Consider the following 25,700-nt stretch of genomic DNA (forward strand, 5'->3'; position numbering starts at 1 on the left):
GGGCCGCATATGGCGGCCGACGACGCGCAAGGACGTGCAGGCGATCTTGAAGGCGGCCGAAATCTACAACGAGGCCGGCTTGCACGAGAAGGGCGAGCGCAGCGGGCCGCTAGGATCGGTGGCGCTGGACGTGCTGCGGCTGTTCGTCAATCTCATCGACTTCCGCACCGGCCGGCTTGAGCCGTCAATCACCACGATTATGGATCGGCTAGGCCGGTCGCGCGATACGATCGTGCGGGCGCTGAAGAACCTGCGGGCGCATGGCTTCATTGACTGGCTGCGGCGCTATGAGCCGACCGGGAACGAAGGGCGCGGCCCACAGGTGCAGCAGGCCAGCAACGCCTATCGCCTGTCCCTGCCGGAGAAGGCCCGGCAGTTCCTTGGACGGTTCGGCAAGGCCCCTCCCCCGCCCGCCGATCATGGACAGGATCAGCGGGCTTGGAGCGAGGCAATCGACGCCTACAAGACCACCCTGCCCCTCGATGAGCGAACGCAGATCGACGCCGGCGATAGCCCGCTAGGACAGGCCCTTGTGCGCATGGCGAAAAGCTTCATGAAACGTGAGTCCGATAACCAGACTGAATCCCCATCTGATCTTTATCTAAGAGGGAAAACATAAGCGGTCGCCGCTGTTCGGGCCGCTTTCGCGGCCCTGCGGCGGTTCCGATTCGCTTATAGGGCGGATCGGAAAGCGGCACCATCACCGCCCAAACCGCACCGTTCGCGCCTGCGGCCAGCGTCCTATGGGCATTCGAGAGGGAGTGAGGGACAAGGTCGGCGCTTAATTATTTACGTTAATACGTATTAACGTGTAAACGTATTACCCTGTTAGAAGGCGATGGCGGCGGCCGGGAAAACGTGCTAGAGTGTACACAATTCAACACACGGAGGCGTTTCCATGACCGCCAGCACCACCATGACGATTCGGGTTAGGCCCGATGTGAAAGAAAAGCTCGACCGGATCGCGAACGACACGCAGCGAAGCAAATCCTTCCTCGCCGGCGAGGCCGTCGCCGCCTATGTCGATCGCGAGCTTGAAATCATCGACGGTATCAAGCGCGGCATGGCTGATGCGGCGGCCGGCCGAGTGATCCCCCATGCGCAGGCCGTCGCGGAAATGCGTGAGGTTATCGAGGAAGCGAAGCGCCGGAAAGCCGCGCGCGGATGAGGCCGGTTGTCTGGTCGATTGAGGCGCAGCGGGATAACCTCGAAATCCTGCGCTATATCGCAGAGGACAACCCATTCGCTGCCGAACGGGTCGTGGACGCGATCGAGGACGCCGGGAACAAGCTCGGCGAATTTGCGACCGGCCGGCCGGGGCGGGTGAGCGGAACCTATGAAAAGTCCCTCGCCCGGCATCCCTACATCATCGCCTATGAGCTGCGGGACGTGGGGGGCCGGGAAAGCGTCGTGATCGTGCGCGTCATCCACACGTCGCGCGACTGGCTGGCCGAGGAATGGCCGCACTAGCTTAAAGACGTAGTAACGTCCTTAGCTATATGTTTTAATACGTATTCACGCAAAGAAGGATTGACGCATGAACGTCATTGCGTTTTTGAGCCAGAAGGGCGGGAGCGGAAAAACCACGCTTTCGGTTCATACCGCCGTGGCGGCCGAGGCGACCGGCGAACGGGTTTGCGTCATCGACGCGGACCCACAGGAGAGCGCGACCGCATGGGCGAGCGCGCGGGAAGCCGGAACGCCGATCGTGGCCACGGCGCAGGCCGGGGAGCTGGACGCCGCGCTTAGGGCGGCCGAGGGCGAGGGCATGACCTTGGCCGTAGTGGACGCCCCGCCCCATGCCGCCCCGGCGGCCGGCCAGATCGCCCGAAGGTCGGAGCTGGTCTTGATTCCGGTCCGACCGTCCGCGTTTGACCTCGCTGCGGTCCCGGCCGCCGTCGAGATCGTGGCGGCCGCGAAGGTGCGCGGCGCGTTCGTCCTGTCTGCCTGCCCCTTCCGTGCGCCCGAGATCGGGGAGACGCGCGCGGCGCTGGAAGCCTACGGACTGCCGATCGTTCCCGGCGAGATTACCGACCGGCGCGCGTTCGCCCGCGCCGTCACGACTGGCAGCGCCGTGACGGAGTTCGAGGCCGAAGGGAAAGCAGCGGAGGAAATCCGGGCTTTGTGGGCGTGGATTAAAAGCACGTTAGAACGTAAATAGCTGAATACGTAAGCGCGTATTGAAGGAGCGAAACCTATGGCAAAGAAAGCAACCGGCCTCGCGGCCTTCACCCGCCCGAAGGCCGGCGCGGAGGCCACCAGCCTTGCAGCGATCGAGGACGATCGCCCGGCCGTGGAAATCCCGACGCCGAGGCGAAAGAGGGGAGGGGGCGAGACTGTCGCGCTTACGGTCAAGGTCCGGCGATCGGACTGGCAGCGCCTTCGCCAGCTCGCGGATGCAGAGGGGACGACAATTCAGGCGATGGCCGAGGCCGGGCTTTCGGCGGTTCTGGCACAGCACGGATTGCCGCCGATCGAGCCTTATGCACGTTGATACGTAAATAGCTAAATACGCTAATGCTTGCGTGTGTGGCCCGCCCCCCCGGCCGTCCCTACGGCCCTAGATGATGAGAGCGGGCCGGCCGGGGGGCTGTCGTCGCGGCCGGGCGTTTCCCTGAATAGAGCTTGCACCAGGTCGGCGGTGGATCGCGGCGCAAGCCGCGCCGGCACGGAGGCGAACGCGCTCCCCAATAGCGCCGTAGAGAGCCGGAGGGCCGTTCGTAACAAAGTCCCGGCGCAAAGCGCCGGGTCCGCTTCCTGTCACGTCAGGCAGCGTCATACAGGCCCCGAAACTCGGGATCGGCATAGTAGGCGAGCTTTCCGGCGACGATCGGCCGTTGCCCGGCGAGGAACAGCAATTCGACATGCTGCGGCAGGTTGCGGACCTCATCAGGGGTCAGCAGCGGGCGGGCCGTGTGTTGCTCGCCGTAGGAAATCCCGGATTTGTCGGAATCGAGCGCGCGGCTCATGGTCTGGAACACAACGGTTTCCTGCCCGAGCAGATCGGAGACAAGCCGGGCGCTGTCGTGATCGTTGACGCCGAACACCTGCAGGACGCCGGCGTTTGACAGGAAGGTGCCGGCGCGTTGGCCGTAGGTGGCGCGGAGCTGGTGAACGTCCTGCAGGATGGGCCAGAGCTGGACGCCGTAGCCGGCCATGAGGCCCATTGCGCGCTCGACGGGGGCCAGATGGCCGAGGGCGGCGAACTCATCGAGCAGATAGAGGACCGGCACGGCGGGTTTCGCCGGATCGCGGGCCATGTCGATCAGGCTTTGCGAGACGAGCAGGCGCAGCCAGCGGGAATAGGTGGACAGGCGATCGGGCGGCAGGACGAGGAACACCGAGACGTTGCGGCGCTTGAGATCGGCAAAGCGGAAGTCAGATCGGCCGAGTACGGCGGTCATGCGCGGGCTGTCGAGAAAATGGGTATGGCGCTGCGCGGCCGAGAGGACGCCGGCGGCCTCCCGATCGGATTTGCCGAGGTGGCGATTGGCGGCGCGCGCGATCAGGCCGGCCGCTTCGTCGGTTTCCTGCATCCGCTTGAGCAGAGCGGCGAACTGTTCCGGGGGGAGGGTAAGATATTCGCGCAGGGTGGCGAGATTGAGCCGGCCGCTGGATTCGTGGGCGGCAATCTTCAGGATCAGACCGGCGATCAGCGCCTTGGCTTCCTCGTTCCAATGCGCCTCGCCGGCCATGCCCGGTTCATCGAACACGAGGGCGTCGGCAAGGGTGCTGGCGTCTTCCGCGACATCGAGGCCGGCCGGGTCGAGCGTGTCGAGCGGATTGAAGGCGGCCGAGGGCTGGCCGGTGACGCCGAAGGGGTCGAGGACGTGAACCGGGCCGAATTGCTGGCGGGCGCGTCCGGCGATTTTTGCATTTTCGCCCTTGGGGTCGATGCAGATCACGGACCGGTCGGCGGTGAGCAGGTTAGGGATGATGGTTCCCACCCCCTTGCCGGTGCGCGTCGGTGCCATCGTCAGCAGATGGGCCGGGCCGTCATAGCGCAGGAGCTTTCCGGTCTTGCCGTCGCGGCCGATCAGCAGGCCGGAATCGGTGCGGGCAATGGCGGCGGTTTCCTTGTCGGTGGCGAAGCGGGCCGAGCCGTGGGTTTCGCCGTCCATATCCCCGAAATGGATAATCAACGGATTGGTGAGGAAGCGGAAGGCGAGCGCCAGCAGCACCAGCAGCGTGACGAGATCGAGCAGGAGAACCGGAACCGAGCCGACGCGAAAGCCGATTTGTTCGAGAGCGAAGCGGCCACCGAAGCCGACGACGAACAGGACGATAACAAGGAGGAACAGAAGTCCGAGAAGCGGTTTCCAGATGCGGAAAGGTGCGGCGAGCAGAGCGACGAACGCCCATAGCGGATCACGCGCGGCCTGCCGCATCATGTTCTTGAACGCACCCCATGCAAGTCTCGCCTGACTCATGCGGCCGTCCCCCCGGCGCTGCCTGTCGTCTCCCCGGCCGGCGCGTTGCCGATCAGGTCGACAAACAGTTCCTTGTCACCGGGGCGCGTCAGGAAGTCGGGCAGCTCACGCTTGAGCCATTCGCCCAAGCGCCGGGAAAATTCCTCATCCTTGCCGTGTTCGAGGCGATGCAGGACGAGCGCGCCGAGCAGCACCTTGCGGCGCGTGTCGTTGGCGCGTTCCTGCTTCGACAGTCGGGCCTTGAGCGTGGCGCGCTGCGCATCCAGTTCGGCCAAGCGTTGTTCGATCGTTTTGCGCGCCATTCCTCAAATCTCCTTTTCCGGTTGTTCGCCTAGACTATCATTCCCGACCGTCTTTTCCAGCGTTTGCCTGTTACGCTTGAGTTTTCAGCGGTTTTGCATCACAATCCGGCCTCAATTCATTGCATCGACCTTGCCGCGAGCGCCACACCGATCGGCGAAAGAGCGTAGCGATTGAGTTGAGAAGGGCGCACTTACGAGTTACTGCGTAACTCAGCGCGCTGCGAGCTTAACGGCTGGCGGGATAGGCAGAACGGGAACGGAGCAGGTTGCGTTGGCGATCTACCATTTGAGCATGAAGCCAATTTCGCGGGCGAAGGGCCGTAGCGCTGTCGCTTCAATGGCTTATCGTGCCGGGGAGAAGCTGACCAACGCGCGCGACGGGATCACGCATGACTACACGGCAAAGCAGGGCGTCGAACATGCGGAGATCGTCTTGCCGGAAGACGTCAACGCCGATTGGGCGCGGGATCGGTCGGACTTGTGGAACGCCGCCGAGTTTGCCGAGAAGCGGAAGGACGCCCGCGTTGCGCGGGAGTTCGAGGTTGCCTTGCCGCATGAGCTTTCGGCCGAGCAACGGCTAGAGGCGGCGAGAGAGATGGCGCAGGAGCTGGCCGACCGCTACGGCGCGGCCGTGGACTTCGCCATTCATGCGCCGCATGAGGCAAGCGACGTTCGCAATCACCATGCGCATATTCTTATGACCACGCGGCAGGTGACGGAGGACGGGCTAGGCGACAAGACCTATCTTGAGCGCGAAAACAAATGGCTGCTGGCGCACGACCTGCCGACGACCGACATGCAGCTTCGTGACCTTCGCCAGCGATGGGAGGGAATCGCCAACGAGCGCCTTGCGATGGCCGGGCTAGATATTCGGATCGACCATCGTTCGCATATGGAGCGCGGGCTAGAGATCGCGCCGACCGAGCATATGGGTGTCCATGCCTCGCAGATGGAGCGGCGCGGCCTCGACGTGTCGCGGTCGCGGCTGGACGAGGATGCGGCCCGGCGCAATGCCGAGCTGATTCGGGAGAAGCCCGAGCAGGTTCTAACCCTCATCACCGGGGAAAAGAGTGTGTTCGACCGGCGCGACGTGGCGCGGGCGCTGCATCGGTATATCAACGACGATGTGCAGGAGTTCCAAAGCGCGTTCGCCAAGGTGATGGCCTCGTCGGCGCTTGTGGAGTTGCAGCCTGAACGCACGGACCCGGTGACGGGCGAGATCGAGCTTGCGCGGTATTCGAGCCGCGACATGGTCGAGATCGAGGCCGGCATGATCGAGATCGCGCAGCGGATGCACGCCGCGCACAGCCGCGGGCTGAGCGATCATCATGGCGTCGATCGCCGGCATGTCGAGCGCGCCATAGAGCGGCAGGACGCCGCCATTCAGCGCAGCGCCGGCGATGCTTCCGCCCGACTGTCCGATGAGCAGCGCCGGGCGATCGAGCATATCGCCGGGCCGGAGCGGATCGCGGCCGTTGTCGGTTATGCCGGCGCTGGCAAGTCCACCATGCTCGCGGCCGCGCGCGAGGCGTGGGAGGCCGAGGGCTATCAGGTCCACGGCGCGGCCCTGTCGGGGAAGGCGGCCGAGGGCTTGGAGGAAAGTTCCGGCATCCAGAGCCGCACCCTCGCGTCCTGGGATCGGAGTTGGCAGAACGAGCGCAATCAGATCGGCCGCGGCGACGTCTTCGTGATCGACGAGGCGGGCATGGTCGGAAGCCGACAGCTCGCCCGCTTCGTTGGCGAGGTCGAGGCGCGCGGGGCGAAGATCGTCCTTGTGGGCGATCACGAGCAGCTCCAGGCGATCGGGGCCGGCGCGCCGTTTCGGGCGATCACCGAGGCAATCGGCCATGCCGCGCTTTCCGAGATACGCCGGCAGCGCGTGGACTGGCAGCGGGAGGCGTCCGTTGACTTCGCCACGCACCGGACGGCCGAGGGGCTGGCCGCCTATCGGGATCGCGGCAATATCAGCTTTGCCGAGACAGGCGAGGACGCGCGCGGCAAGATCGTGCGCGATTACCTTGCCGACCGTGACGAGCGCCCGGACGGCACCCGGGTTGCGATGGCGCATCGCCGTGCCGATGTGCGCGCCATCAATGACGCGATCAGGACCGAGCTACAGGATCGGGGCGCGCTGGCCCGGGGCAACGTGCCCGCCGTGAGCTCGGACGCCGGCGCGCTGACCTTCCAGACCCATGACGGCAAGCGGGAGTTCGCGCCGGGCGACCGCATCGTGTTTCTGGAGAACAACCGAGACCTTGGCGTGAAAAACGGGATGCTAGGCACGGTCGAGCGTGTCGAGCCGGGCAGGATCGTCGCTCAGCTGGATGGCCGGGGCGGCAGCGTTTCCGTGCCGATGGACGACTACCAGGCGATCGACCACGGCTATGCGACGACGATTCACAAAAACCAGGGCGCGACGGTCGATCGGTCCTATGTGCTGGCGTCGGGGACGATGGACCGGCATCTCACCTATGTCGCCATGACCCGGCATCGCGACGGCGTGCAGCTCTACGCGGCACAGGACGAGTTCACCAATGCCGGCCGGCTGGTCGAGCATGGGGCCGCGCCCTATGAGCATGACCCGCAGAAGTCCGACAGCTATTTTGTGACGCTGGAAAACGACAAGGGCGAGCGGCGCACCACATGGGGCGTGGACCTAGAACGCGCCATGACCGAGGCCGCACCGGAGATCGGGGAGAAGATCGGCCTACAGCATGAAGGCTCTACCCTTGTCACCTTGCCGGATGGCACCGAGACGCAGCGCAACACCTGGAAGGTTCGGGATGCCGGCGATCTGGCCTATGACCAGCTGGAGCGCCGCCTGTCCCGGTCGGGCGTGAAGGAAACCACGCTCGACTATACCCGCGACTTTGCCGAGCGCCAGTTTGCGGAAAGACGGGGGATCGCGGAGCGCATGGGCATCCGCAGCGAGATCGAGGTTCCGGCCGAGCGCGCCGGGCACCATGCGGAGCGGGAGGCAACGGCCGAGCGGGAGCGCACGCCGGATTCCACGCAAAAGGTCCGCGAAGATCTCGCGCAGGATCTTCGTGCGGCTTCTGACACCGATCCGGGCAATGACCGGGGTGAGGGCCAGCCTACGATGCCTGCCCCGCGCCGGCGCGGCATGTTCGATGGCCTCAAGCTCAATGCCCGTTCCGCGCTGACGCAGGAACGCAGTCAGCGGCCGGAAAGGGAGGGGGCGCGGCCGGCGCCCGACCGGCTGGCCGAGCGGGTGCGGGGGCAGTCGCCGCTTGAGGCGGCGGTTGACCGCTATGCGCGGGCCTGGCAGTCGATCGACCAGCACCGACGCGAGAACCTGCCTGTCCTCGACATGCAGCGGCAGGACATGCGCGATGCCGGCCAGCAACTCGACCAGGTGCGCGGCGGTCTGAAAGACCTGATGCGCTCGACCCTGCAAAACGATCCGGGCACAGTGCGCGCCATGACCGAGCTTTCCGGGCGGGAGCGTGTCGCCCAGGTCATCGAGGGGATGAAGCGCGAAAACGCCGCCCTGCAAGACCCCAATGTCAGGGCCGAGCGGTTCGTTGACCGCTGGCAGGAGCTACAGAGCCAGCGCCGGGAGCTTCGTGGCTGGCAGCACGATGAGGCCCGCGCCAAGGTCGAAAGCCAAATGAGCGGCCTTGCCAAAGGCCTGGAACGCGACCCGCAGGCGGAAGCCATCGTGCGGGATCGCAGCCGGGAGCTTGGGATCGGGCAGGATCTGCGCCAGGGCCAGAGCGTTGCCCGCGCGCTGCAAGAGGACATGACACGCGGCCACCGGCTTGGCCGGGGCATCGATTTGGGACTGTAGGCAGGAAGATCATGGCGGAACTGGACGACGACAGGGAAGGCATCGCGCGGCAAGCACGGGACGAGGACGCCGGCGACCCGGCTGCCGCCTTCGATGCGCTCCGGCGCACGGTCGAGACGCAGGGCGCGCAGATCAGCGCGGAAATGACCGTCATGCGGCGCGGGCTGGAAGCGGCTTTCGACCAGCTCGAAAAGATCGAGCCGGCGCAGGATTACAAGCCCCAGCTCGCCCGGCTCGTGCAGCAGCTCGGCGTTGTCGCGGAGCGGCTGCACGGCGTCGAGCAGTCGCCCATTCTCCGGCAGGGGGCGCAGCACTATGCGGCCGTCCTCGAGCGCAGCGGCGAAAGCCTCATACGCACCGCCGCGCAGCAGCTTGAACGCCAGGCATCCGACCTCGAGCGCGCCGGCCGGAGTCTTTCTGCCCAGCTCGCCGCCCACACGAAAAGCGCCCTTGACCGGAAAAGACAGGATTTGCGCATGGGGATCGCTGGCCTTGCCGGGGTGTTCGTCGGCATCTTGCTGATTCTGCTGTTGCCGCGCTTCCTGCCCTTCTCTGCCGACAGCCATGTTGCCGGCCTTGTCATGGGAGGTGATCGCGCCAGCGCCGGCCGCGCCATGATCCAGGCCGGCGACCCGGTGCGCTTTCAGCGCATGGTCTGGGCCGAGTGGGTCTTTGCGAACAACAGCGAGGCACTGGAAAAGTGCGTCACAGACATGCAGCAGACCGGGCAGGAGCAGCGGTGCGCCGTCACCGTGCCAGCGCCAGGGCAGTAGGGCACGGCGCGGTTTGAATGTCGGTCACGCGGTTTGGGCTGGGCGAGCTGCTCTGCCCTCGGTGCGGCGGCACGAAGGCCGTTCGTGCCGCGTTCCGCCCGGAAGAAATGACCGTACAGGAGGTGCAACGGCTACAAAGGGCGGTTGCTGAGGCCGGAAATGAGCAGGGCAGGAACTGATTCGTCCGAGCCGCTGCCGGCGGGCTATCTGGCTGACCGTATCGGCGACCGCGCGATCCTGTTGGCAGGCGCGGCGGTAAGGCACCGCGACAGGGGCATTGATCATGGGATGTAGCGCGGTGATTCGGCCCGCCCGTCCCAACGGCTCTATACTGAAAGAGCGGGCGGGGTCAGCCTATTGTCGAAGAGGAAACGAATGCGTTCCCAGATAAGTCTTGCTGGTAGGCCGTGCTAGCGTTTCAGTAGCATCACTTCCCAGTTCTAAAGGTGGAAAGCCGTCTGCCTGCGATCCGCATCACTGACCTTTTGCTCGAGGTTGACGCCCGAACGGAATTTTCGAACGCCTTTACCCATTTGCGCAGCGGTCGGACGGCCGACAACAAGCTTGCGCTCCTCACCGCCATCCTGGCGGACGGCATCAATCTCGGTCTCACGAGAATGGCGGACGTTTCCCCCGGCATTACGATGCGCCAACTCGCCTGGGCGCACGACTGGCATATTCGCGAGGAAGGTTACACGGCCGCGCACGCCATTCTCGTCAACGCCCAGAGGCAATTGCCTCTGGCAAGCTTGTGGGGCGATGGAACAACGTCATCCTCCGATGGCCAGTATTTTCCGGCGGGCGGACACGCCGAGGCGATCGGCGACCTCAACGGCCGCTATGGTCCCAACCCCGGCGCCAAATTCTACCGGTTCACCTCTGACCAGTACGGCGCTTTCTACATCATCGCCATGAATGCCAATGCGAGCGAAGCCATCTATGTCCTCGATGGACTGCTCTATCATGGCAGCGATCTCGCCATCGAAACCCACTATGTCGATACCGGCGGGGTAAGCGATATGAGCTTCGCCCTTTGCCATCTCGTTGGTTTCCAGATTGTGCCTCGGCTGCGCGGTCTCAAGGATCGCAAGCTCTATCTCTTCCCGGGCGACGCGCCTCCCGAAAACCTGGCGCCGCTCGTTGGCGAGCACATCAACGTCGAGCGGATCAAGGCAAACTGGAACGACATCCTGCGGCTGGTCACGACGATCCGTTCCGGGCAGGTTCGGCCTTCGACGGTGTTGGCAAAGCTGTCCGCATTCCCACGCCAGAACGGACTGGCGTTGGCGCTACGCGATCTCGGTCGCATCAATCGGTCCATCTTTCTGCCCCAGTGGTGGCAGAACCCCGAAATGCGCAGGAACGCGACGGTCGGCCTCAACAAGAGCGAATCCCAGAACACCTTGGCCCGCGCACTGTTCTTCAATCGCCTCGGAGAATTGCGCGACCGGACTTTCGAGAGCCAGTTCTACCGAGCATCTGGACTGAACCTGCTAATCAACGCCATCGTCTACTGGAACACACTCTATCTCGAACCGGCGTTCGCCGAGCTCAACCGAGATGGCATTCCCACGCCGCTTGACATCATCAAACACATTACCCCACTCGGCTGGCAGCACATCAGTCTCACCGGCGATTACATCTGGACCCCAACAGACGGCGTTGATCTCAGGCCATTGCGGCGCGAAACATCTATCCTCGCAGCGTGATCACCATACGTTCTCAAAAGTCGGACAGATCCAACACTTTCGTGTCGTGACGCCTTTCAGCAGAACCCACCCCCCGTCAGCTTGAAGTCCTGCTGAACCTGACCGGCGCCATCTCCAACCGGGTCTAGAGACTATCGCAGATCAGGCACAAAGGCCGGTGAAATTCACGCCGGGCGGCCGGTGTCACAGGCAACCATAGAGATCAATAAAAACCTCCCTGCCATGATACCGGGGCGCCGTCGACGGTCACGAATTCAGGTCGATTCAGGCCGCGGTGCTTTCTCCGCCATATTCCTGATGGACAACAGCACCTTCTGCCCGTCCCGCCGCACGCCGATGGCGGCCAACACCGAGATATTCGTGGCCTTCCGGTCCAGCCGCATCTTGATTACGGTGCCATCGAGGATCAGGCGGACGATGTCCTCATCGGCCAGACTGCGGGCACACCAGGCGTCCCAGTCGACCTTGACCTTGCCTGGCGCGGCTGACTACATCCTTGCTCACGGCCCCCTCGAATGGCCCGAAAAGCGCCCGCTTGACGCGCCGCGTGTTGGTGCCGGAAAGGTAGACTGCGGCGATCAGAGCCTCGGCCTTCTTCGTCAGCCGCTGATAACGGCGCAGTGCCTTCGACCGCCATTCCGTCACCTTGCCTGTGTCGTCTTCAATCCGCGCGCGCGGCACCCGCACCGTTTCCGTTCCGAAGGTGCCGGTGATCTAGCGCTCACGATGCCCGTGGCGATAGCCGTTCGCGGGACCATCGCCACGGTCGTAGCGAAGGCGGCCGAGAAAGCTGGCCAACTCCTCCTCGAACCCGGCCTCCCCGGCCAGTAGCGCAAAGCTCGCACTGTCGGTAATCTGGTTCATGGCGTGATCTCCCTGGCGGTTCCTGCCGCCGTTTGGGTGGGTGTCAGCTCATCCGGAGATTGCGCCACCCTCGAATTTCCACCAACTTCGCGACACGACCGTCGCCGTCGATACAACTGTGATCGAAAAGAATATTGCCCATCCGACGGATGCGCGGCTCTACGAGCGCGCCCAGGCGCTACTGGTGGGCATGTTGCCATTTTGCGCCGGGAATTAGGAGCGCCTGCCACACCTCACCGGGTGTAAAGTTTCCGAGAACCGCTGTCATCATTGCGGCCAAGTAGTCTTACCCCCTCGGCGCAGGAATGACGAGATACAGCCTCGTGACACCTGGCGCCGTCCTGCTGATTTCTGGTGCCCCGCGGATCGCAACCCGCGGGGCCGGTTTCTGCCGTGATCAGATGGTGATGCCGGATTTGCCGGGGGCGAGGATGCCCTTGGGGTCCAGCGCCCGCTTCAGCGTGCGGTTGATCTCGCGCTGGGTCTCGCCATAGATGTCGGCGACCTTGTCCATGAAGGCATTGTTGACCCGATAGACCGCATAGCCACGCTTGGCGAATTCGGTCAGCAGCTCGTCGAAACATTCATAGGCGCGCTGGGTCTCCTCTTCATCCGACTTGTCGAATAGCACGTCGATGATGTGGTGCAGGTCGCGCATGCCGACGATATATTCGCCGGCATAGTCGAAGCCGTGCTTGTTGAGGATCTCGGTCGCGAGCCGGGTCTGGTCGAGGGTTTCCGAACCCTTGTTCACCGTCACCGGCGCGAACCACATCGAGCCGCCACCGGCACCCCGATCATCCCGCCAGCGATAGAGGCCGAATTCCTGCATGGTCATATTGCCGCGCATCAGATCGGCACGATACTGGAAGGGCTGCTTGCCGCCGGCCTCTTCCTCGGTGATGATCCGGCCCTTGCCGTGACCCTCGATCGTCGCCTTGACGATGTTCCAGTTGACCTCGACCTGCTCCTTGGTGCCGTAAAGCGCGGCATAGACGTTCCAGGCGCCAATGCCTTCCTTCTCGCGGATCTCTTGGATGACCTCATGCGGGGTAAAGCCCTCGCCGTCGAAATACTTGCGGCGCGAGATGATGGCCGCAGCCTCATAGATGGTCGAGGCATAGACGACCGAGTTCGGGATGATGCCGTTCAGCCGCAGCGGGCGGAACAGGTCGACGATCTCGGAGATGTCTTCCTCATTGTCGTAGATGACGCAGAACGGCTTGTAGACCGGCGGCTTAGGCATCAGCCAGAAGCCCATCTTGGTGCAGATGCCGAAATTCGACTGGGTGAAGATACCGTCGAGATATGGTCCATAGCCCCATTTGAACACCTGCCATGCCGAGTTGCCCTCGACACCGCCCATGCCGGTGCGCAGCACCTCGCCATTGGCCAGCACCACCTCCATGCCGCATTGCATCATGAAATGCTCGCCATAGGGGGTGTAGCCGACGCCACGATCCATGGTGTTGCCGACCGGACCGGCAATTGCCGAAGGCGCCGGGCAGGACAGATAGAAAGGCAGGTCGTTTTCCTGCAGATAGTCGAAGAGCTGCTGGTAGGTCACGCCGGGTTCCACCAATGCGGTGCCCAGATCGCGGTCAACCGCGATGATCTTGTTCATATGCTTCAGGTCCAGCACCACCGTGCCGCGCTTGGCCGGGGCCGCGGTGCCGTAACCAAAGTTTCGCCCGGTCGAGATGGTCCAGACGGGGATTTCGTAGGTGTTGCAGATCTTTACGACCGCCTGCACCTGCACGACCGTGGTGGCCTGGATCACGCAAGAGGTTTTGTAGAGATCGTCGTCGACCGGCATCATGGTCTTGAAATAGGGGGTCAGCCGCTCCTCGTCCGAGATGACGTTGCCTGCGCCCAGCACCGCCTCGAACTCGGCCACCGCCTTGGCGAAGGTTTCGGCGCTGATGCCTTCGGGAAGGACTTCGAATTCACGCTCGGACATGATTATTCCCCTTTATGGACGTTGGTGGCGATATAAGCCGCCAGATCGTCGATCGTGGCATCATCAAGGGCCGAGCCGGGGAAGGCCGGCATCGCCAGATGGCCGTTGCGGATGAAGAAGCGCAAAGTGTCGGCGTCATATTCATTCGGCGACAGGTCAGGACCGACGCTCCGGGCATCGGCCTCGCCATCCACGGTGTGACAGCGGGCGCAGACCTTGTTCCAGGTGTCCTCGCCGCTGGCAAAGCTGCGGCGCTGGTCCAGCGTTTCGGCCAGATCCGGCGGTGCGGCCTCAGCGGCCTCCTGCGCAATGGCGGGCATGGCCAGCAGCCAGATTGCGCCAAGACCTGCGACAGCAAGCCGTGCGGTTTTACCCTGGGTGGTCATATCGGACACTCCTGGTATTTGGGTCCATGAAAGGGGTCAGACAGCCGCCGCCTGAGCGGCAGTTCCCGCGCGGGGGCCATGGGTGGCGACGCTGGTGCGGGCGATGGCGAACAGCATCTCATCCGCGGCATCCAGTTCCAGCACCACGGGTCGGGCGGGTGCCTGACGGATCAGCTCCTCCAGGCTGAGCAGGTTGGCCGTCAGGTCATCGCCCAGCAGCACATGCGACCTCGCCAGAGCGTAAGGGGCGGGAATACGCGCCTTGCTGTAGACGGCTCTGTTGCAAAAATCGTGAAGCTTGAGCATGCTTGGCGGAGATTGGACGGACGGAACGATGACGGATTTCAAGTGGCGCCATTTCCAGGGTGATGTGATCCTGTGGGCGGTGCGCTGGTATTGTCGCTATCCGATCAGCTATCGCGACCTTGAGGAAATGCTGGCGGAACGCGGCATTTCGGTCGACCATACGACGATCTATCGCTGGGTCCAGTGCTACGCCCCGGAGATGGAGAAGCGGCTGCGCTGGTTCTGGCGGCGTGGCTTTGATCCGAGCTGGCGCCTGGATGAAACCTACGTCAAGGTGCGGGGCAAGTGGACCTACCTGTACCGGGCAGTCGACAAGCGGGGCGACACGATCGATTTCTACCTGTCGCCGACCCGCAGCGCCAAGGCAGCGAAGCGGTTCCTGGGCAAGGCCCTGCGAGGCCTGAAGCACTGGGAAAAGCCTGCCACGCTCAATACCGACAAAGCGCCGAGCTATGGTGCAGCGATCACCGAATTGAAGCGCGAAGGAAAGCTGGACCGGGAGACGGCCCACCGGCAGGTGAAGTATCTCAATAACGTGATCGAGGCCGATCACGGAAAGCTCAAGATACTGATCAAGCCGGTGCGCGGTTTCAAATCGATCCCCACGGCCTATGCCACGATCAAGGGATTCGAAGTCATGCGAGCCCTGCGCAAAGGACAGGCTCGCCCCTGGTGCCTGCAGCCCGGCATCAGGGGCGAGGTGCGCCTTGTGGAGAGAGCTTTTGGCATTGGGCCCTCGGCGCTGACGGAGGCCATGGGCATGCTCAACCACCATTTCGCAGCAGCCGCCTGATCGGCGCAGAGCGACAGCCTACCTCTGACTGCCGCCAATCTTTGCAACAGAGCCAGTTTGAAGACCTCGAATATTATAGAGACCAATAAAAAGACAGATTTGCTGCGCCAATTCAGGATCACAGCGATCACGTGAAGTCAGGCTACAAAACGGTCGTTTTGGAGACACCATGCCACGCACCGGCGACATCCTCGGATACGCAAGGGTCTCAACCGCCGACCAAGACCTGTCCGGCCAAAAAGACCGACTGCTGCAACACGGTGCCATTCGCGTGTTCGAAGACGTGATCTCCGGCAAGACGTTCAACCGGCCCGGTCTGGCGGCCTTGCTTGATCAGGCCAGGCCCAACGATACTCTCGCTGTCATCCGCCTAGATCGCTTGGGCCGCTCGCTCAAAGAGCTTCTGGAATCCGTCGATGACCTCAAGGCCAGAGAGATCAATCTGATCAGCCTTGAGGAGCGGATCGACACGACATCCGCCGCTGGCGAACTCGTATTCCACGTCTTCGGGGCCATTGCGCATTTCGAGCGCCGCCTGATCTCAGAGCGCACCAAAGACGGCCTGATCAACGCTCGAAAGCATGGCCGCACCCCGGGGCGGCCGCCATTGCAGCCCGAGACAATCTCAGCCCTTCAAGATCTCGTCAGCGCCGGAAAATCCGTCGCCCAGGCCGCAAAACACCTCGGCATAGGCAGATCAACAGCTTACAAGGTGATCAGAAACACCACACCATAAGCCATGTTTATGCTTCGTTCTTCCTTAGCGTGGTTCTACGAAGAAACCTTCCGATGGGGCCTATCCGGCAGGAGATGCGCCCGGAACAGAGCGTGGCCCGCGCCCTTCAGGAAGAAATGTCACGTAGCCAGCGCCTCAACCGGGGCATCGGCATGGGAATGTAGAAAGGGAGTTCATGACGGAGCTGGACGACGACAGGGAAGCCATCGAACAGGATATGCAGGACCAAGACGCCGGCGACCCGGCAGCCGCGTTCGATGCGCTGCGCCGCACGATCGAGACGCAGGGCGCGCAGATCGGCGCGGAAATGACCGTTATGCGGCGCGGGCTGGAAGCGGCCTTCGACCAGCTCGACAAGATCGGGCCGCCGCAGGACTACAAGCCCGAACTCGCCCAGCTCGTCCAGCAGCTCGCCGGCGTCGGGGAGCGTCTGCACGGTGTCGAGCAGTCGCCCATTCTCCGGCAAGGCGCGCAGCACTATGCGGCGGCGCTCGAGCGCAGCGGCGAGAGCCTGGTGCGGGCCGCCGTGCAGAAGCTCGAGCGGCAGGCGTCTGACCTCGAGCGCATCAGCGCCGTTCTCGCCTCTCACAACAAAAGCGCGTTTCACCGGAAGGACCAGGATTTTCGTATGTGGATGGCCGGCCTGGTCGGGGTGTTCGTCGGCATATTCCTGATTTTGCTGTTGCCGCGCTTCCTGCCCTTCTCAGTCGATAGCCGTGTTGCCAGCTTCGTCATGGGGCAGGATCGCATCAACGCGGCCTATGCCATGATCAATTCCGTCGATCCGCAGGGCGTCAAGAAGATGGAATGGGGTGCCGGGTTCTATGATGCCAGCGGCGGCGAGATTTCCGCGTGCTTGGAGAAAGCCAGGCAGTCGGGGAAAGATCAGAAATGCACCATCACCGTGCCAGCGCCGGAATGACCGGCGTTTTTCATCCGGCGCTTCGCATGTTCCAGGGCAAAGAAAATTTCTTGATGAGGCCAAGCTCAAGGCCGGCGCTTCCGTGGACCGGCAGGCCATTCCATTCGAGATCGGGCGGCTCGGCAATGTATATGTCGATCGCGGACGTGGTCAGCAGCTCATTTTTGATGATGCCGTTTAGGCGCAGACTGGTGCGCTGCGAAACGCCGGGCTTCCCGTAAAAATATAGCCTTTTGGCAAGCCCATAGTCGCTACGCCGACATAGAGGGCGAAGCCGTCTTTCACAAAAGCATAGACTCCAACCCCTTTCGATAAGGGCTGGTCAAGCACCAGGTCATTTCTCGCGGACAATACCCACCGGCCGGAAAACGTGAATCCGCCTGTAATCAGCGTATCGACTGGCAGCGGCGGTTTTTCTTGAGGTGGCGGCAGGCCGGCTTCAGATACCCTATTTGACGGCGTGGGAAGCGCCTCACCGGCTTTCAGAACATTATAGGCGTGCTGATAGCGAATCCCCAACCGACGCGCTATTTCGGCCGTCGCAAGCCCTTCTCGGGCCAGCGCCCGAATGTCCTCTGAAACGCTCATGCGGCGCGGTCCAATCTGGCCCGCACGCGCGGAATAGATGCCAAGGCATCGGAGAAGGTTTGCGTCCTTGCCTCTAGCTCGGCGTCAGGATCGACGATTGTGAACCAGCGTTGACGCTGCACATAAGACGACGAGCCGGGAGCGCGAGGAACCGAAACATTAGTGCGTAGCGTGACGACATTTTTGGTGTCGCATTCGACGGTTAGCCGTTCATGGAGTTGCTGTAATAGTGCATCATGCGTCAGGTTGCGGCCGGGAAAGGTGATGAAGACGATCGCGCGGCCTGGCTTCCGGAGCAGGCGGATTTCCGAGAAGGTCGCGTGCTTCTCCGATTCCGCTCCAACGCCATTGTCAGGATCAAGAAAAACGAGGTTCGCGCCGTCGAGAGCGTTCCGCTTGCGTGCGCCCCATGTGCCTCGATCAGCCCGCAGCGGCATGGGGTCACGATGGAACAATGCGCCATTCGGCCAGATCGCCGCCCGTTCGAGCGCGGCGATGCTGCGTTCCGGTAGTGTCGCAAGTCCCGTGTGCAATTCGGCATCGAGCCGCCGCCATGCGGCTTCACCGCGCCATTCGAGGTGCCGGCCATCGGGGCGGCCATCATCGCCCGGCGCGTAATACCATGCGATGCCAAGCGTTCTGTCCTGGCGCGCCAGGCGCGCAGGAGAGCAAATTTCAGAACGTCACTGACATCGCCGGCGTATTGATCGCGCATACCGTCTCCAAGTTCACCGTGGCAGCGCCGAGGCAATTGGTTTTTGCCCCGGCATGAAGTTCAGAAGGCGAACTTAGCCTGGCCCTTGTCCTCGACAGGGCGCAGCCGTGCATAGGCGAGAAGATCAGCGATCGAGCCGCCCTTGTCGCGCCAGCCATAGAAGGTGTCTTCCCCGAGAAGGACATAGTGCCAGTCGGAATCGCTACGCTGTTCCGGAGGAAGGGCGTTGATCCGGTCGCACCATGCAACGGCGGCTTTGCGCTTACGCAACACGTTTGGGCTGGTGAGCTGACCTTGTGCCTTTGTCTCGACCAGATAAATCGCGCCGCCAGCCCTCACGAAGAAGTCTGGCGAATAGAACGCGGGAAGACCGTCTTCCTTGATGTAACGCAGGCGCGCGAAGGTGTGTTTCTGCTCGTTGATCTTGCAGAAGGCTTCAACGCTGGCGTCACGCTCGCAGGTTTCCATAAATGCCAGTTCAAGGCCGCCATTCCGCGAGGGATAGGGAAGGCGCAGATAGATAGCTTTCTCGACGGCCAGCGATGACCCCTCCCGCATGGCGAGCTTGGGCACTTCCGAAAGACGCCGATGCGCGACCTCGGCATTGGCGACTATCACGCTGTCTTCCGCTTCGAGAATGGCGCGCGCCCACACCTTGATAATGTGCTCTGTCACCGGGTCGATCAGCAGGACGCGCCAGTTCTCATCCGTAAGAGGGTCTAGCTCCTGGCCGAACAGGTGCCGACGAATGAAGGTGTCGATGCCCTCGGCCATCTCGGCCCGGTTTATCTGGATGTAGGGGAACTTGCTGGCGTTGGCGAAAGCCTTCGAGCTGTTTGTGGTATCCGTCAGGGTGACGGCTTCCGTGATCCGGCGCGTGATCCGGGCTAGGTAGTCATTATACCCCGTCGCGGTCATCACGCCGCCATGCACGCGATAGTCGCCAAAGCGCGTTTTCGCCTGCACGTCTTCGGAATGGAATTTCTCGCCCTGGCCGATCTGCCCCTTGAGCTGTTGAAGCGAAAATGATCCGAACGGCGCGAGGCTCGAAGGGTCGATGTGGGTATCTTCCAACGCCTCGACCTGTTCCCGCAGAATGAAGGGGATGGCGAAATCATATTCCTCGAAGCCCGGCCGGAGGCCGACCGAGATCAGGTCGCCGGTCGAGCTGCCATTTGCCTCGTTGTCCTCATCATCTGCTTCAGCCGCCAAGCCTTCCTGAATCAGCTCGTCATAGAAGCCTTGGAATGCCGGATGCTCCACGATCGAAAGAATGTCGATCATGTTGGAGGGTGTCTTTCCGCCGCGAATGAGCTGGCGGTTCTCCCGCTTTATGTCGTCGTATTCATTGCCGCGCCACATCAGGCGCAGGCCGCGCCCGATCGTCTGTTCAAGCAGGATGCCGGCGCTTGATGCGCGCAGCGGGACAATGACGCAGATGTTGTTCACGTCGAACCCCTCGCGCAGCATGAGCACGCTCACGATGATACGCGGGGATTTATGGCGATCCACGTCAAACAGGCGTTCGCGTAGCACCTTCCATTCGTCGGGCTTCAGCTCGCCTTTGCGGTTGGAATCGACGCGCAAAACCTCGTCGTCGGCAAGCCCTTCGAGCTGCATGAAATCAGCGACGAGCGGCGTAACCGTAGTGTCTTCGCAGACCACCAGCATTTTCGGATGCTTGTCCGGATCGAGGGCGGCGAAATCGGCTTCCAGCTTCCGGAGCTTGGTCAGGCCGGCGCGCAACATAATGCGCTGCCCCTCTGACAGCATCGGGTTGCCGTTCTCATCCCGATCGGCCTTGAAATCCAGTTCCTCATGGCTCAGTGCCCCGATTTCGGAGCGTTTGTCGAGGACAAGGGATTTGACCAGGCCGGTGCGCATGGCCGTCTTCAGGTCGAAATCAACGGCGATGTGCGGGAAGTAGGATTTCCGGCTGTTCCGGCCAGTCCCGACCTCGTTATAGGGCGTGGCCGAAAAGTCCACCTGGACGAAGCGGCGGCCCTTGGGTTCCGCGATCAGGTTGAGGCTCTTTTGCCATTCAACCTCCGTCACCTCGCCTTCCCGCTTGAACTCGTGGATATGGTGCGCCTCGTCGTTGAAGACCATGAGCGCGGGCAGGTCTTTCAAGTAGGAGAGGATGCCGCCGCGCTCATAGCGACGGTTCAGCACATTCAAATCGTTGCCTTGGCTGGTGCCAGGCGTCAGGGGAAGGATGCTTTGCACAACGGTTTTCGGGTCGGCGGATTCACCCGGCGCAGTGATTTCCTCATCGTCAAGCGGTTCGCCTTCTTCTGACAGCACATGCCAGTTGGAAATGGCGATGATGCCGCCAGCCGTGACCTTCCGCCCAATGTCTTCCTTTGCGCAGACTGCCCCTTGCACGAAGCGGAAAACCTCATCCCTGTAGGAATCGGGAATGAACAATTCTTGGAATATCGACAGGTCAGAAATCGAGAAATCGCGCTTGCCGTCACGTTCCTTCCCCATGAAGGCGTCAAGCAGCCGATCGTAAACGATCAGGCCGGGGGCCACGACGAGGAAGTTTTTAGTGTAGCGGTCGCTATCCGGCGCGCGGTTCGCATTGAGAATCTGCCAGACCATGAGGGCTTGCAGCACCCAGGTCTTTCCCGTTCCTGTCGCCATTTTCAGGCAGTATTTCGGATAGGCGTTTTTCGGCGCGCGGATGATCTCGGATTCCCGCGTGCTGGTCAGCATCACGTCAGGAGCGGCAATCTGGTAGAGGTCTTGCAGGGTCGCAATGCCCAAAACCTCATGGGCATAGATCACGTTCAGCAGGGCTTGCCGCTGGCCGGGATGGAAATTGAAGGTGCGGGCGTCCTGAAATTCGGTCTGGAACCACCACTTCAAAAGCTCGGCCGTGATCTCCGAGACGTGATCTAGGATCGGCGCTTCGCCGGTTTCGAGGCCGGCGCAGGCTTCTTCGACCTTGGCCGTCAGCCCCTTGGCAAGTGAAAGATCGTTGATGCTCGCCATCATGCCACCTCAACCGTTGCTTCGGCTTCAAAGCCGAACACGTCAACGACCCGCACGCAGACGCGCCGTTTACCCTCCTTCTTTGGCAAGCCGGTGAGCCGGGCTGTGGTGACTACACGATAGGGATCACTGTCGTTGTCTGTATTCCCCCGGTAGTCCTGCCAGACAGACCGGAACAATTCGCCGTCATAATCAGGATCGACGCTCCAATACTCTATTAGGGCTATCGGGTCGGAATTAATGACTTTTTGTAGCTTTTCCCGGTTGGCCTCATCGAGATTCAACGCCTCTGGTGACAGAAGCACATAGTTGGCGATCGAGACGGAAAGTGCCTCCCCATCGCCCTGTCGATCACGATTAACCGACCCGAGTTTAAGATATTGCAGCGACGAGAAACGCACCTCGTCTGCCTTGAGCTTGTGGCCCTTCTTTTTCAGCCGGTCGAGCAGATCAGGCGGGATCACCAGCACTTCTAGCCGGTCGCCCTGCCCCAGTGCCTCAATGTCATGGCCGATCGTGGGTGAGAAATTCCACCCCAAGATAACGACCTTATCCCACCCACCCATGAGGTTATCGCGGATTTCGATTGCACGGCGCAGCGTGGCGAGGCCGGTCATCTTGTTGGGGCTGTCCGCAAGGACAAGCGTTTTGCTCCCCTGAATCCGCCCCATGTTCTTGTTCGGATTTTCTTCAACGGGCAGCGGCAGAGCGCCAAAGAGGCCAAGGACGATCTCAGCCAAATCGCCAATGCGGAAGCGGCTTCCCATCGTTGAGCGCATTTGCTCAACTTGGTAGTCGCCAATGTGCTGATATAGGAACGGCTTGGCGTCCTGGTCGATTAGGCGCTTGCGTGTCACCATGCAGGCGGGCTTGCCGAGATCGACGGCGAGCCACTGCCTGCCTAAGCGTTCGGCTACGGCCGCAGTCGTGCCAGACCCGGCAAAGCAATCCAACACCAGTGAGCAGGGATTGGAAGAAGTGCTTATAATTCTATCAAGCAGAGCTTCCGGCTTCTGCGTAGGATAGTTCAATCTCTCTCTGGACGTAGGGCTTATGCGGTTCACGTCATCCCATAGTTCTGTAACGGGTGTGCCTTTGGCATCTTTGAGAAATCGCTTTCTACTAAGCGATTTCCCCGTTGAGGAAAGGACAATTTCTCCCGCGTCGTAAAGCTCCTGCATTTTTGTTTGTGAATAGCGCCAATAGCCTTTCACGCCCAAGAACTCATAAAACGGATTGCCTTTTGCGGCCCCGCCCGGCCCGTCTACGGGCATTAGGCGATATTTCTCGCCTGTCGCTTCGTCCGTATATTTATAATCCCGCGCAAGGATTTCGGGTGTGTAGGCCGTATAAGCTGGGTTCCATATCGGGTTCCCCTTGGAATACAAAAATATTGACTCTGTGACGCGCCCGAAATGCGTTGCGCCCTGCCCGGTGTCGCCATGTGCGTGCGATCTTTTCCATGTAATTTCATTATGGAAATTGTCAGCGCCGAAAATATTGTCAGCAACAACCTTGACGTAATTAGAAACGGTCTTTCCCAAGTGTATATAGATGCTTCCGCTCGATGAAAGGCATTCTTTGAGAAGGTAGAGTAGGGGCGTTAAGGATTCCAAATATGATTTTGTTCCCTCATGCCATGTGTCGGAATAAGCAAATTGTTCAATAGCAGTTGGTTTTTGGTGAAAGTCGCCTCCAAGAATATTGATCTTTGTTTGGTAATCCATTTTGCTGTCAAAAGGAGGGTCGATATAGATTAGATCAACGCTTTCACGGATTGATTTATTATCTCCGCTATTGGAAAGGAGCGCGGCTATAGCAAGTAAATTATCGCCATATATTAGTTTATTAATGCCGTCTAAGTTGCTTGATTTAGAGCTTGCACGAAATAGGTCTTGATAATTGCTATCTTTAGACGGGGCGACCAGCTCCCGCGTTTGCAGGCCGAGGCGATAGTTACTCTCCGCACGTTCTATGACGCGCTCGGCTTCTTTTTTTCCTTCCGCGACGATTGACGGAAGCTGTTCTAGCAAACTTTTCATGCACAAGCCCCTTGTGCCGCGCTTCTCGGCGCGGCGGTGTTTCCTATTGTTTTCGGTTCAGATCAGCGCCGCTTGCGGATCGAGCGGCTTCCCCTTGAAGGGTGCGACATTGATCTCCCCTTCCCGTTTGCGGGCCTGGGCAATGTCATAGCTGTTCTGCATCCGCATGAGCGTATCCATCGACACGCCGAAAGCCTTTTCGACCCGGAGCGCCATTTCCGGCGAAAGATGCGCACGCTCGTTCAGCACGGCCGACAACGCTGCCCTCGTAACACCGAGAACTTGCGCCGCGCTCGTCACCGAAAGGCCAAGCGGCTCGATGATCTCACTTTTGACAAAGCCGCCGGGATGGGCGGGATTTTTCATACGGATGCCCTGCATCGCACTCATAGCCATCTCCTAGTGGTAATCTTCATAGTCGAGGTCGATGATCTCAATTTCGGTTTGGTCGATCCGGAACGTGATCCGCCAGTTCTTGGTGACGAACAGGCTCCAGGTTCCTTTCCGATCGCCGGTAAGCTGATGGGCTTTCCAGCTCGGGACCGTGCGCAGCTCGTCCTCCCGCTCCATATCTTGGAGGAAGGTGACGATGCGACGGACTTTCGGCACTACGGCCGCCTGCAAGCCGGTGGCGTCATCATCTTCGATGAATCGGCGCAACCCCTTATGGACTACGTTTCGGATTCTCATATGTCGTGACTAGCAAGCGAATCGTATAGTGTCAAGCGACACTATACGGCAACTTCATTGCCTTGTCGCACAAATTGTAAAACCTGCAACAGATCGGCCACCCCCGGAAAATCAGGGCTTTTCGTGTCGCATGTCTTTGTCGCAAGTGATAGAAAACTTGCGACATGATTTGCGACAGGGGGAAGCCGTGAACCGCCAACCAGATTCCGACGCCGGCCGCGTGTTCATCGGCTATGCCCGCGTTTCGACTCGCGGCCAGGACCTCGATGCGCAGCGGGCCGCCCTGGGCGCGGCCGGCTGCGTCCGCATCTTCGAGGAAAAGGCTTCCGGGGCGAAGCGGGACCGGCCCGAGCTGGCGCGGATGCTCGACCATCTGCGCGCCGGCGACGTGGTGACGATCACCAGGCTAGACCGCCTCGCCCGATCGACCGGCGACCTTCTGGCGATCGCGGAGCGGATCAAGGAGGCCGGCGCTGGCCTGCGTTCGCTGGCCGAGCCGTGGGCCGATACCACGACGCCGGCGGGGCGCATGGTGTTGACCGTGTTCGCCGGCATCGCGGATTTCGAGCGCAGCTTGATCGTGGAGCGCACGAGCGCCGGCCGGATCGCGGCGAAAGCCCGAGGCGTGCGGTTCGGGCCGTCCCCTGCCCTGTCGGCCGAGCAGATCGCGCACGCGCGCCAGCTCATCAGGGACGAGGAAAAGCCGGTTGCGGAAGTCGCCCGGCTCCTGAATGTGCATCGCGCCACCCTCTACCGGGCGCTTGAGAACGCATTAACGTGAATACGCATTGACGTAACCACGTTTAGTTGCCGGCCCTAGAAGTAGTGCCTTTCGCGCCCCCTTACGCAAAGGGTTGCAGAATCGGGCGGTTTCGGGTCTTTCTAGTAACGATGAAAAGCGATTCTGATAGGATTCGGAGGGACGTGGCCGCGCACCGACAAAGGTTGCGAGAGGCTGGCCGCACCTTCGTAAACACCGATCTTCCCGTTGAGCTGGTCGCGCGACTTGACCGGATCAAGGAAGAACGGGGCGCGTCATCGCGCTCGCCGATCATCGAGGAAGCGTTGAGGTTCTATATCGAAGCGAAGCAAGGGACATAACGGCAAAACGCCCGACCGTTGGCGCGGTCGAGCGTTTTTGTAGGCCGTCAGACACACCGTAGAGACGGGGCCAAAGCTCTCCCCTTATCTACGCTACAGCACTCCAATCCGCAAGATTGATTCTTGCGGAAAGAGGGAAGTCGTGCCTGCCGTCCGCGCCGTCATGTCCTTCAAATGGAAGGATGACAGGCATGTTGAGGACGCAGATCGCGGCCGCGATCGGCTGCGCGCGCGTAAGCGCGCTTGATGAGATCATGCGGGAGGTATGGACGCGCTACAGCGCTGGCCAGCTCACCGAGGAAGACGCCGGGCAGCTCTCCACGCTCGCCCATGAGCGCCGCGAGGCGTGGCGGGGATCGGGACAGGCCGGGCTTGGCCTGGTCATGCCCCCGGCCGAGCGATGCCCGACGCCAGTTCGCCGGCATAGCCATATCCGGGGACGATCGGAGGGCCGCATATGGCGGCCGACGACGCGCAAGGACGTGCAGGCGATCTTGAAGGCGGCCGAAATCTACAACGAGGCCGGCTTGCACGAGAAGGGCGAGCGCAGCGGGCCGCTAGGATCGGTGGCGCTG

24 protein-coding genes and 3 pseudogenes are annotated in these 25,700 nt (G+C 61.6%); 15 read left to right on the top strand and 12 right to left on the bottom strand.

The features are described from left to right. The 5 genes from J9800_RS21800 to J9800_RS21820 all read left to right on the top strand — a co-directional run. Nucleotides 1–619 (top strand): helix-turn-helix domain-containing protein (locus tag J9800_RS21800; RefSeq protein WP_210845935.1); only part of this gene is annotated, 619 nt, incomplete at its 5' end. A gap of 279 nt (nucleotides 620–898) precedes the next feature. Further along, entirely contained in the window at nucleotides 899–1,168 is a 270-nt protein-coding gene (locus J9800_RS21805; protein WP_006473479.1) for a CopG family ribbon-helix-helix protein, read from the top strand. Next, complete coding sequence (locus tag J9800_RS21810) at nucleotides 1,165–1,470, top strand: type II toxin-antitoxin system RelE/ParE family toxin (RefSeq protein ID WP_210845936.1); 306 nt, start codon at nucleotides 1,165–1,167, stop codon at nucleotides 1,468–1,470. The genes J9800_RS21805 and J9800_RS21810 overlap by 4 nt, the downstream gene beginning before the upstream one ends. Nucleotides 1,471–1,537: 67 nt before the next feature. Continuing rightward, nucleotides 1,538–2,161, top strand: a complete 624-nt coding sequence (parA, locus tag J9800_RS21815) for a ParA family partition ATPase (protein ID WP_210845937.1) — start codon at nucleotides 1,538–1,540, stop codon at nucleotides 2,159–2,161. 36 nt (nucleotides 2,162–2,197) lie between these two features. Beyond that, nucleotides 2,198–2,494 carry a hypothetical protein gene (locus J9800_RS21820; RefSeq protein WP_006473490.1) on the top strand — a complete coding sequence of 99 codons (297 nt, stop codon included), beginning with the start codon at nucleotides 2,198–2,200 and terminating at the stop codon, nucleotides 2,492–2,494. Between the two features lie 271 nt (nucleotides 2,495–2,765). On the opposite strand, the gene J9800_RS21825 is transcribed toward J9800_RS21820, so the two are convergent. Both J9800_RS21825 and J9800_RS21830 read right to left on the bottom strand, forming a co-directional pair. Then, nucleotides 2,766–4,430, bottom strand: a complete 1,665-nt coding sequence (locus tag J9800_RS21825) for a type IV secretory system conjugative DNA transfer family protein (RefSeq protein WP_210845938.1) — start codon at nucleotides 4,428–4,430, stop codon at nucleotides 2,766–2,768. Then, nucleotides 4,427–4,732 (bottom strand): mobilization protein, encoded by a 306-nt coding sequence (locus J9800_RS21830; RefSeq protein ID WP_210845939.1) that lies wholly within the window; start codon nucleotides 4,730–4,732, stop codon nucleotides 4,427–4,429. Before J9800_RS21830 ends, J9800_RS21825 begins: the two co-directional genes overlap by 4 nt. A 271-nt stretch (nucleotides 4,733–5,003) precedes the next feature. Between J9800_RS21830 and traA the strand changes: the two genes are divergently transcribed. The 4 genes and pseudogenes from traA to J9800_RS21845 all read left to right on the top strand — a co-directional run. Beyond that, on the top strand, nucleotides 5,004–8,543 hold the full coding sequence (gene traA / locus J9800_RS21835) for a Ti-type conjugative transfer relaxase TraA (protein WP_210845940.1): 3,540 nt from the start codon (nucleotides 5,004–5,006) through the stop codon (nucleotides 8,541–8,543). 11 nt (nucleotides 8,544–8,554) lie between these two features. Continuing rightward, on the top strand, nucleotides 8,555–9,316 hold the full coding sequence (locus tag J9800_RS21840) for a DUF6118 family protein (RefSeq protein WP_210845941.1): 762 nt from the start codon (nucleotides 8,555–8,557) through the stop codon (nucleotides 9,314–9,316). A gap of 159 nt (nucleotides 9,317–9,475) precedes the next feature. Further along, the gene (locus J9800_RS22165; protein WP_286191850.1) at nucleotides 9,476–9,610 is read left to right on the top strand and encodes a hypothetical protein; all 135 of its coding nucleotides are present in this window, start codon (nucleotides 9,476–9,478) and stop codon (nucleotides 9,608–9,610) included. Nucleotides 9,611–9,759: 149 nt separating this feature from the next. Then, nucleotides 9,760–11,025, top strand: a pseudogene (locus J9800_RS21845) (Tn3 family transposase); the annotation flags it as partial. A 229-nt stretch (nucleotides 11,026–11,254) separates the two neighbouring features. Here J9800_RS21845 and J9800_RS21850 read toward each other — a convergent pair. The 4 genes and pseudogenes from J9800_RS21850 to J9800_RS21865 all read right to left on the bottom strand — a co-directional run. Further along, nucleotides 11,255–11,889: pseudogene (locus tag J9800_RS21850) on the bottom strand (transposase); the annotation flags it as partial. A gap of 397 nt (nucleotides 11,890–12,286) precedes the next feature. After that, a complete protein-coding gene (locus J9800_RS21855; RefSeq protein ID WP_210845942.1) occupies nucleotides 12,287–13,849 on the bottom strand; it encodes an FAD-binding oxidoreductase in 1,563 nt (520 codons plus the stop codon). A gap of 2 nt (nucleotides 13,850–13,851) precedes the next feature. Continuing rightward, nucleotides 13,852–14,235, bottom strand: a complete 384-nt coding sequence (locus J9800_RS21860) for a c-type cytochrome (protein WP_210845943.1) — start codon at nucleotides 14,233–14,235, stop codon at nucleotides 13,852–13,854. 36 nt (nucleotides 14,236–14,271) lie between these two features. After that, nucleotides 14,272–14,583: a hypothetical protein gene (locus J9800_RS21865; RefSeq protein ID WP_210845944.1), complete on the bottom strand. Its 312-nt coding sequence runs from the start codon at nucleotides 14,581–14,583 to the stop codon at nucleotides 14,272–14,274. Here J9800_RS21865 and J9800_RS21870 point away from each other — a divergent pair. From J9800_RS21870 to J9800_RS21880, 3 genes are all read left to right on the top strand, one after another. After that, the gene (locus J9800_RS21870; protein WP_001389365.1) at nucleotides 14,570–15,334 is read left to right on the top strand and encodes an IS6-like element IS6100 family transposase; all 765 of its coding nucleotides are present in this window, start codon (nucleotides 14,570–14,572) and stop codon (nucleotides 15,332–15,334) included. The genes J9800_RS21865 and J9800_RS21870 overlap by 14 nt on opposite strands. Before the next feature lie 169 nt (nucleotides 15,335–15,503). Then, nucleotides 15,504–16,070: a recombinase family protein gene (locus J9800_RS21875; RefSeq protein ID WP_028094410.1), complete on the top strand. Its 567-nt coding sequence runs from the start codon at nucleotides 15,504–15,506 to the stop codon at nucleotides 16,068–16,070. A gap of 175 nt (nucleotides 16,071–16,245) precedes the next feature. Next, on the top strand, nucleotides 16,246–16,992 hold the full coding sequence (locus J9800_RS21880) for a DUF6118 family protein (protein WP_210845945.1): 747 nt from the start codon (nucleotides 16,246–16,248) through the stop codon (nucleotides 16,990–16,992). Nucleotides 16,993–17,169: 177 nt separating this feature from the next. Here J9800_RS21880 and J9800_RS21885 read toward each other — a convergent pair whose 3' ends face one another. From J9800_RS21885 to J9800_RS21910, 6 genes are all read right to left on the bottom strand, one after another. Then, complete coding sequence (locus tag J9800_RS21885; RefSeq protein ID WP_286191853.1) at nucleotides 17,170–17,580, bottom strand: hypothetical protein; 411 nt, start codon at nucleotides 17,578–17,580, stop codon at nucleotides 17,170–17,172. Continuing rightward, entirely contained in the window at nucleotides 17,577–18,113 is a 537-nt protein-coding gene (locus tag J9800_RS21890; protein WP_210845946.1) for a hypothetical protein, read from the bottom strand. The genes J9800_RS21885 and J9800_RS21890 overlap by 4 nt, the downstream gene beginning before the upstream one ends. A gap of 242 nt (nucleotides 18,114–18,355) precedes the next feature. Next, nucleotides 18,356–21,295, bottom strand: coding sequence for a DEAD/DEAH box helicase family protein (locus J9800_RS21895; RefSeq protein ID WP_286191854.1), 2,940 nt, complete (start codon nucleotides 21,293–21,295; stop codon nucleotides 18,356–18,358). After that, nucleotides 21,292–23,334, bottom strand: a complete 2,043-nt coding sequence (locus tag J9800_RS21900; RefSeq protein ID WP_210845947.1) for a site-specific DNA-methyltransferase — start codon at nucleotides 23,332–23,334, stop codon at nucleotides 21,292–21,294. The genes J9800_RS21895 and J9800_RS21900 overlap by 4 nt, the downstream gene beginning before the upstream one ends. A 57-nt stretch (nucleotides 23,335–23,391) precedes the next feature. Next, a complete protein-coding gene (locus J9800_RS21905) occupies nucleotides 23,392–23,724 on the bottom strand; it encodes a HigA family addiction module antitoxin (protein WP_030092363.1) in 333 nt (110 codons plus the stop codon). Between the two features lie 9 nt (nucleotides 23,725–23,733). Beyond that, on the bottom strand, nucleotides 23,734–24,024 hold the full coding sequence (locus tag J9800_RS21910) for a type II toxin-antitoxin system RelE/ParE family toxin (RefSeq protein WP_025091540.1): 291 nt from the start codon (nucleotides 24,022–24,024) through the stop codon (nucleotides 23,734–23,736). 220 nt (nucleotides 24,025–24,244) lie between these two features. Here J9800_RS21910 and J9800_RS21915 point away from each other — a divergent pair, with 220 nt between their 5' ends. The 3 genes and pseudogenes from J9800_RS21915 to J9800_RS21925 form a co-directional block, all read left to right on the top strand. Next, on the top strand, nucleotides 24,245–24,805 hold the full coding sequence (locus tag J9800_RS21915) for a recombinase family protein (protein ID WP_210845950.1): 561 nt from the start codon (nucleotides 24,245–24,247) through the stop codon (nucleotides 24,803–24,805). A 143-nt stretch (nucleotides 24,806–24,948) separates the two neighbouring features. Then, entirely contained in the window at nucleotides 24,949–25,125 is a 177-nt protein-coding gene (locus J9800_RS21920) for a CopG family ribbon-helix-helix protein (protein WP_240579517.1), read from the top strand. 191 nt (nucleotides 25,126–25,316) lie between these two features. Further along, nucleotides 25,317–25,700 (top strand): annotated as a pseudogene (locus tag J9800_RS21925) (helix-turn-helix domain-containing protein); the annotation flags it as partial.

It is taken from the genome of Ochrobactrum sp. AP1BH01-1, from assembly GCF_018066705.1.
Taxonomy (GTDB): domain Bacteria; phylum Pseudomonadota; class Alphaproteobacteria; order Rhizobiales; family Rhizobiaceae; genus Brucella.

Coding starts and splice junctions, on each gene's coding strand:
- J9800_RS22165 (WP_286191850.1), top strand. CDS start 9,476: ATGAGCAGGGCAGGAACTGATTCGTCCGAGCCGCTGCCGGCGGGCTAT.
- J9800_RS21875 (WP_028094410.1), top strand. CDS start 15,504: ATGCCACGCACCGGCGACATCCTCGGATACGCAAGGGTCTCAACCGCC.
- J9800_RS21825 (WP_210845938.1), bottom strand. CDS start 4,430: ATGAGTCAGGCGAGACTTGCATGGGGTGCGTTCAAGAACATGATGCGG.
- J9800_RS21870 (WP_001389365.1), top strand. CDS start 14,570: ATGACGGATTTCAAGTGGCGCCATTTCCAGGGTGATGTGATCCTGTGG.
- J9800_RS21885 (WP_286191853.1), bottom strand. CDS start 17,580: ATGAGCGTTTCAGAGGACATTCGGGCGCTGGCCCGAGAAGGGCTTGCG.
- J9800_RS21910 (WP_025091540.1), bottom strand. CDS start 24,024: ATGAGAATCCGAAACGTAGTCCATAAGGGGTTGCGCCGATTCATCGAA.
- J9800_RS21805 (WP_006473479.1), top strand. CDS start 899: ATGACCGCCAGCACCACCATGACGATTCGGGTTAGGCCCGATGTGAAA.
- J9800_RS21820 (WP_006473490.1), top strand. CDS start 2,198: ATGGCAAAGAAAGCAACCGGCCTCGCGGCCTTCACCCGCCCGAAGGCC.
- J9800_RS21860 (WP_210845943.1), bottom strand. CDS start 14,235: ATGACCACCCAGGGTAAAACCGCACGGCTTGCTGTCGCAGGTCTTGGC.
- J9800_RS21855 (WP_210845942.1), bottom strand. CDS start 13,849: ATGTCCGAGCGTGAATTCGAAGTCCTTCCCGAAGGCATCAGCGCCGAA.
- J9800_RS21830 (WP_210845939.1), bottom strand. CDS start 4,732: ATGGCGCGCAAAACGATCGAACAACGCTTGGCCGAACTGGATGCGCAG.
- J9800_RS21900 (WP_210845947.1), bottom strand. CDS start 23,334: ATGAAAAGTTTGCTAGAACAGCTTCCGTCAATCGTCGCGGAAGGAAAA.
- parA (WP_210845937.1), top strand. CDS start 1,538: ATGAACGTCATTGCGTTTTTGAGCCAGAAGGGCGGGAGCGGAAAAACC.
- J9800_RS21895 (WP_286191854.1), bottom strand. CDS start 21,295: ATGATGGCGAGCATCAACGATCTTTCACTTGCCAAGGGGCTGACGGCC.
- J9800_RS21840 (WP_210845941.1), top strand. CDS start 8,555: ATGGCGGAACTGGACGACGACAGGGAAGGCATCGCGCGGCAAGCACGG.
- J9800_RS21905 (WP_030092363.1), bottom strand. CDS start 23,724: ATGAGTGCGATGCAGGGCATCCGTATGAAAAATCCCGCCCATCCCGGC.
- J9800_RS21880 (WP_210845945.1), top strand. CDS start 16,246: ATGACGGAGCTGGACGACGACAGGGAAGCCATCGAACAGGATATGCAG.
- J9800_RS21810 (WP_210845936.1), top strand. CDS start 1,165: ATGAGGCCGGTTGTCTGGTCGATTGAGGCGCAGCGGGATAACCTCGAA.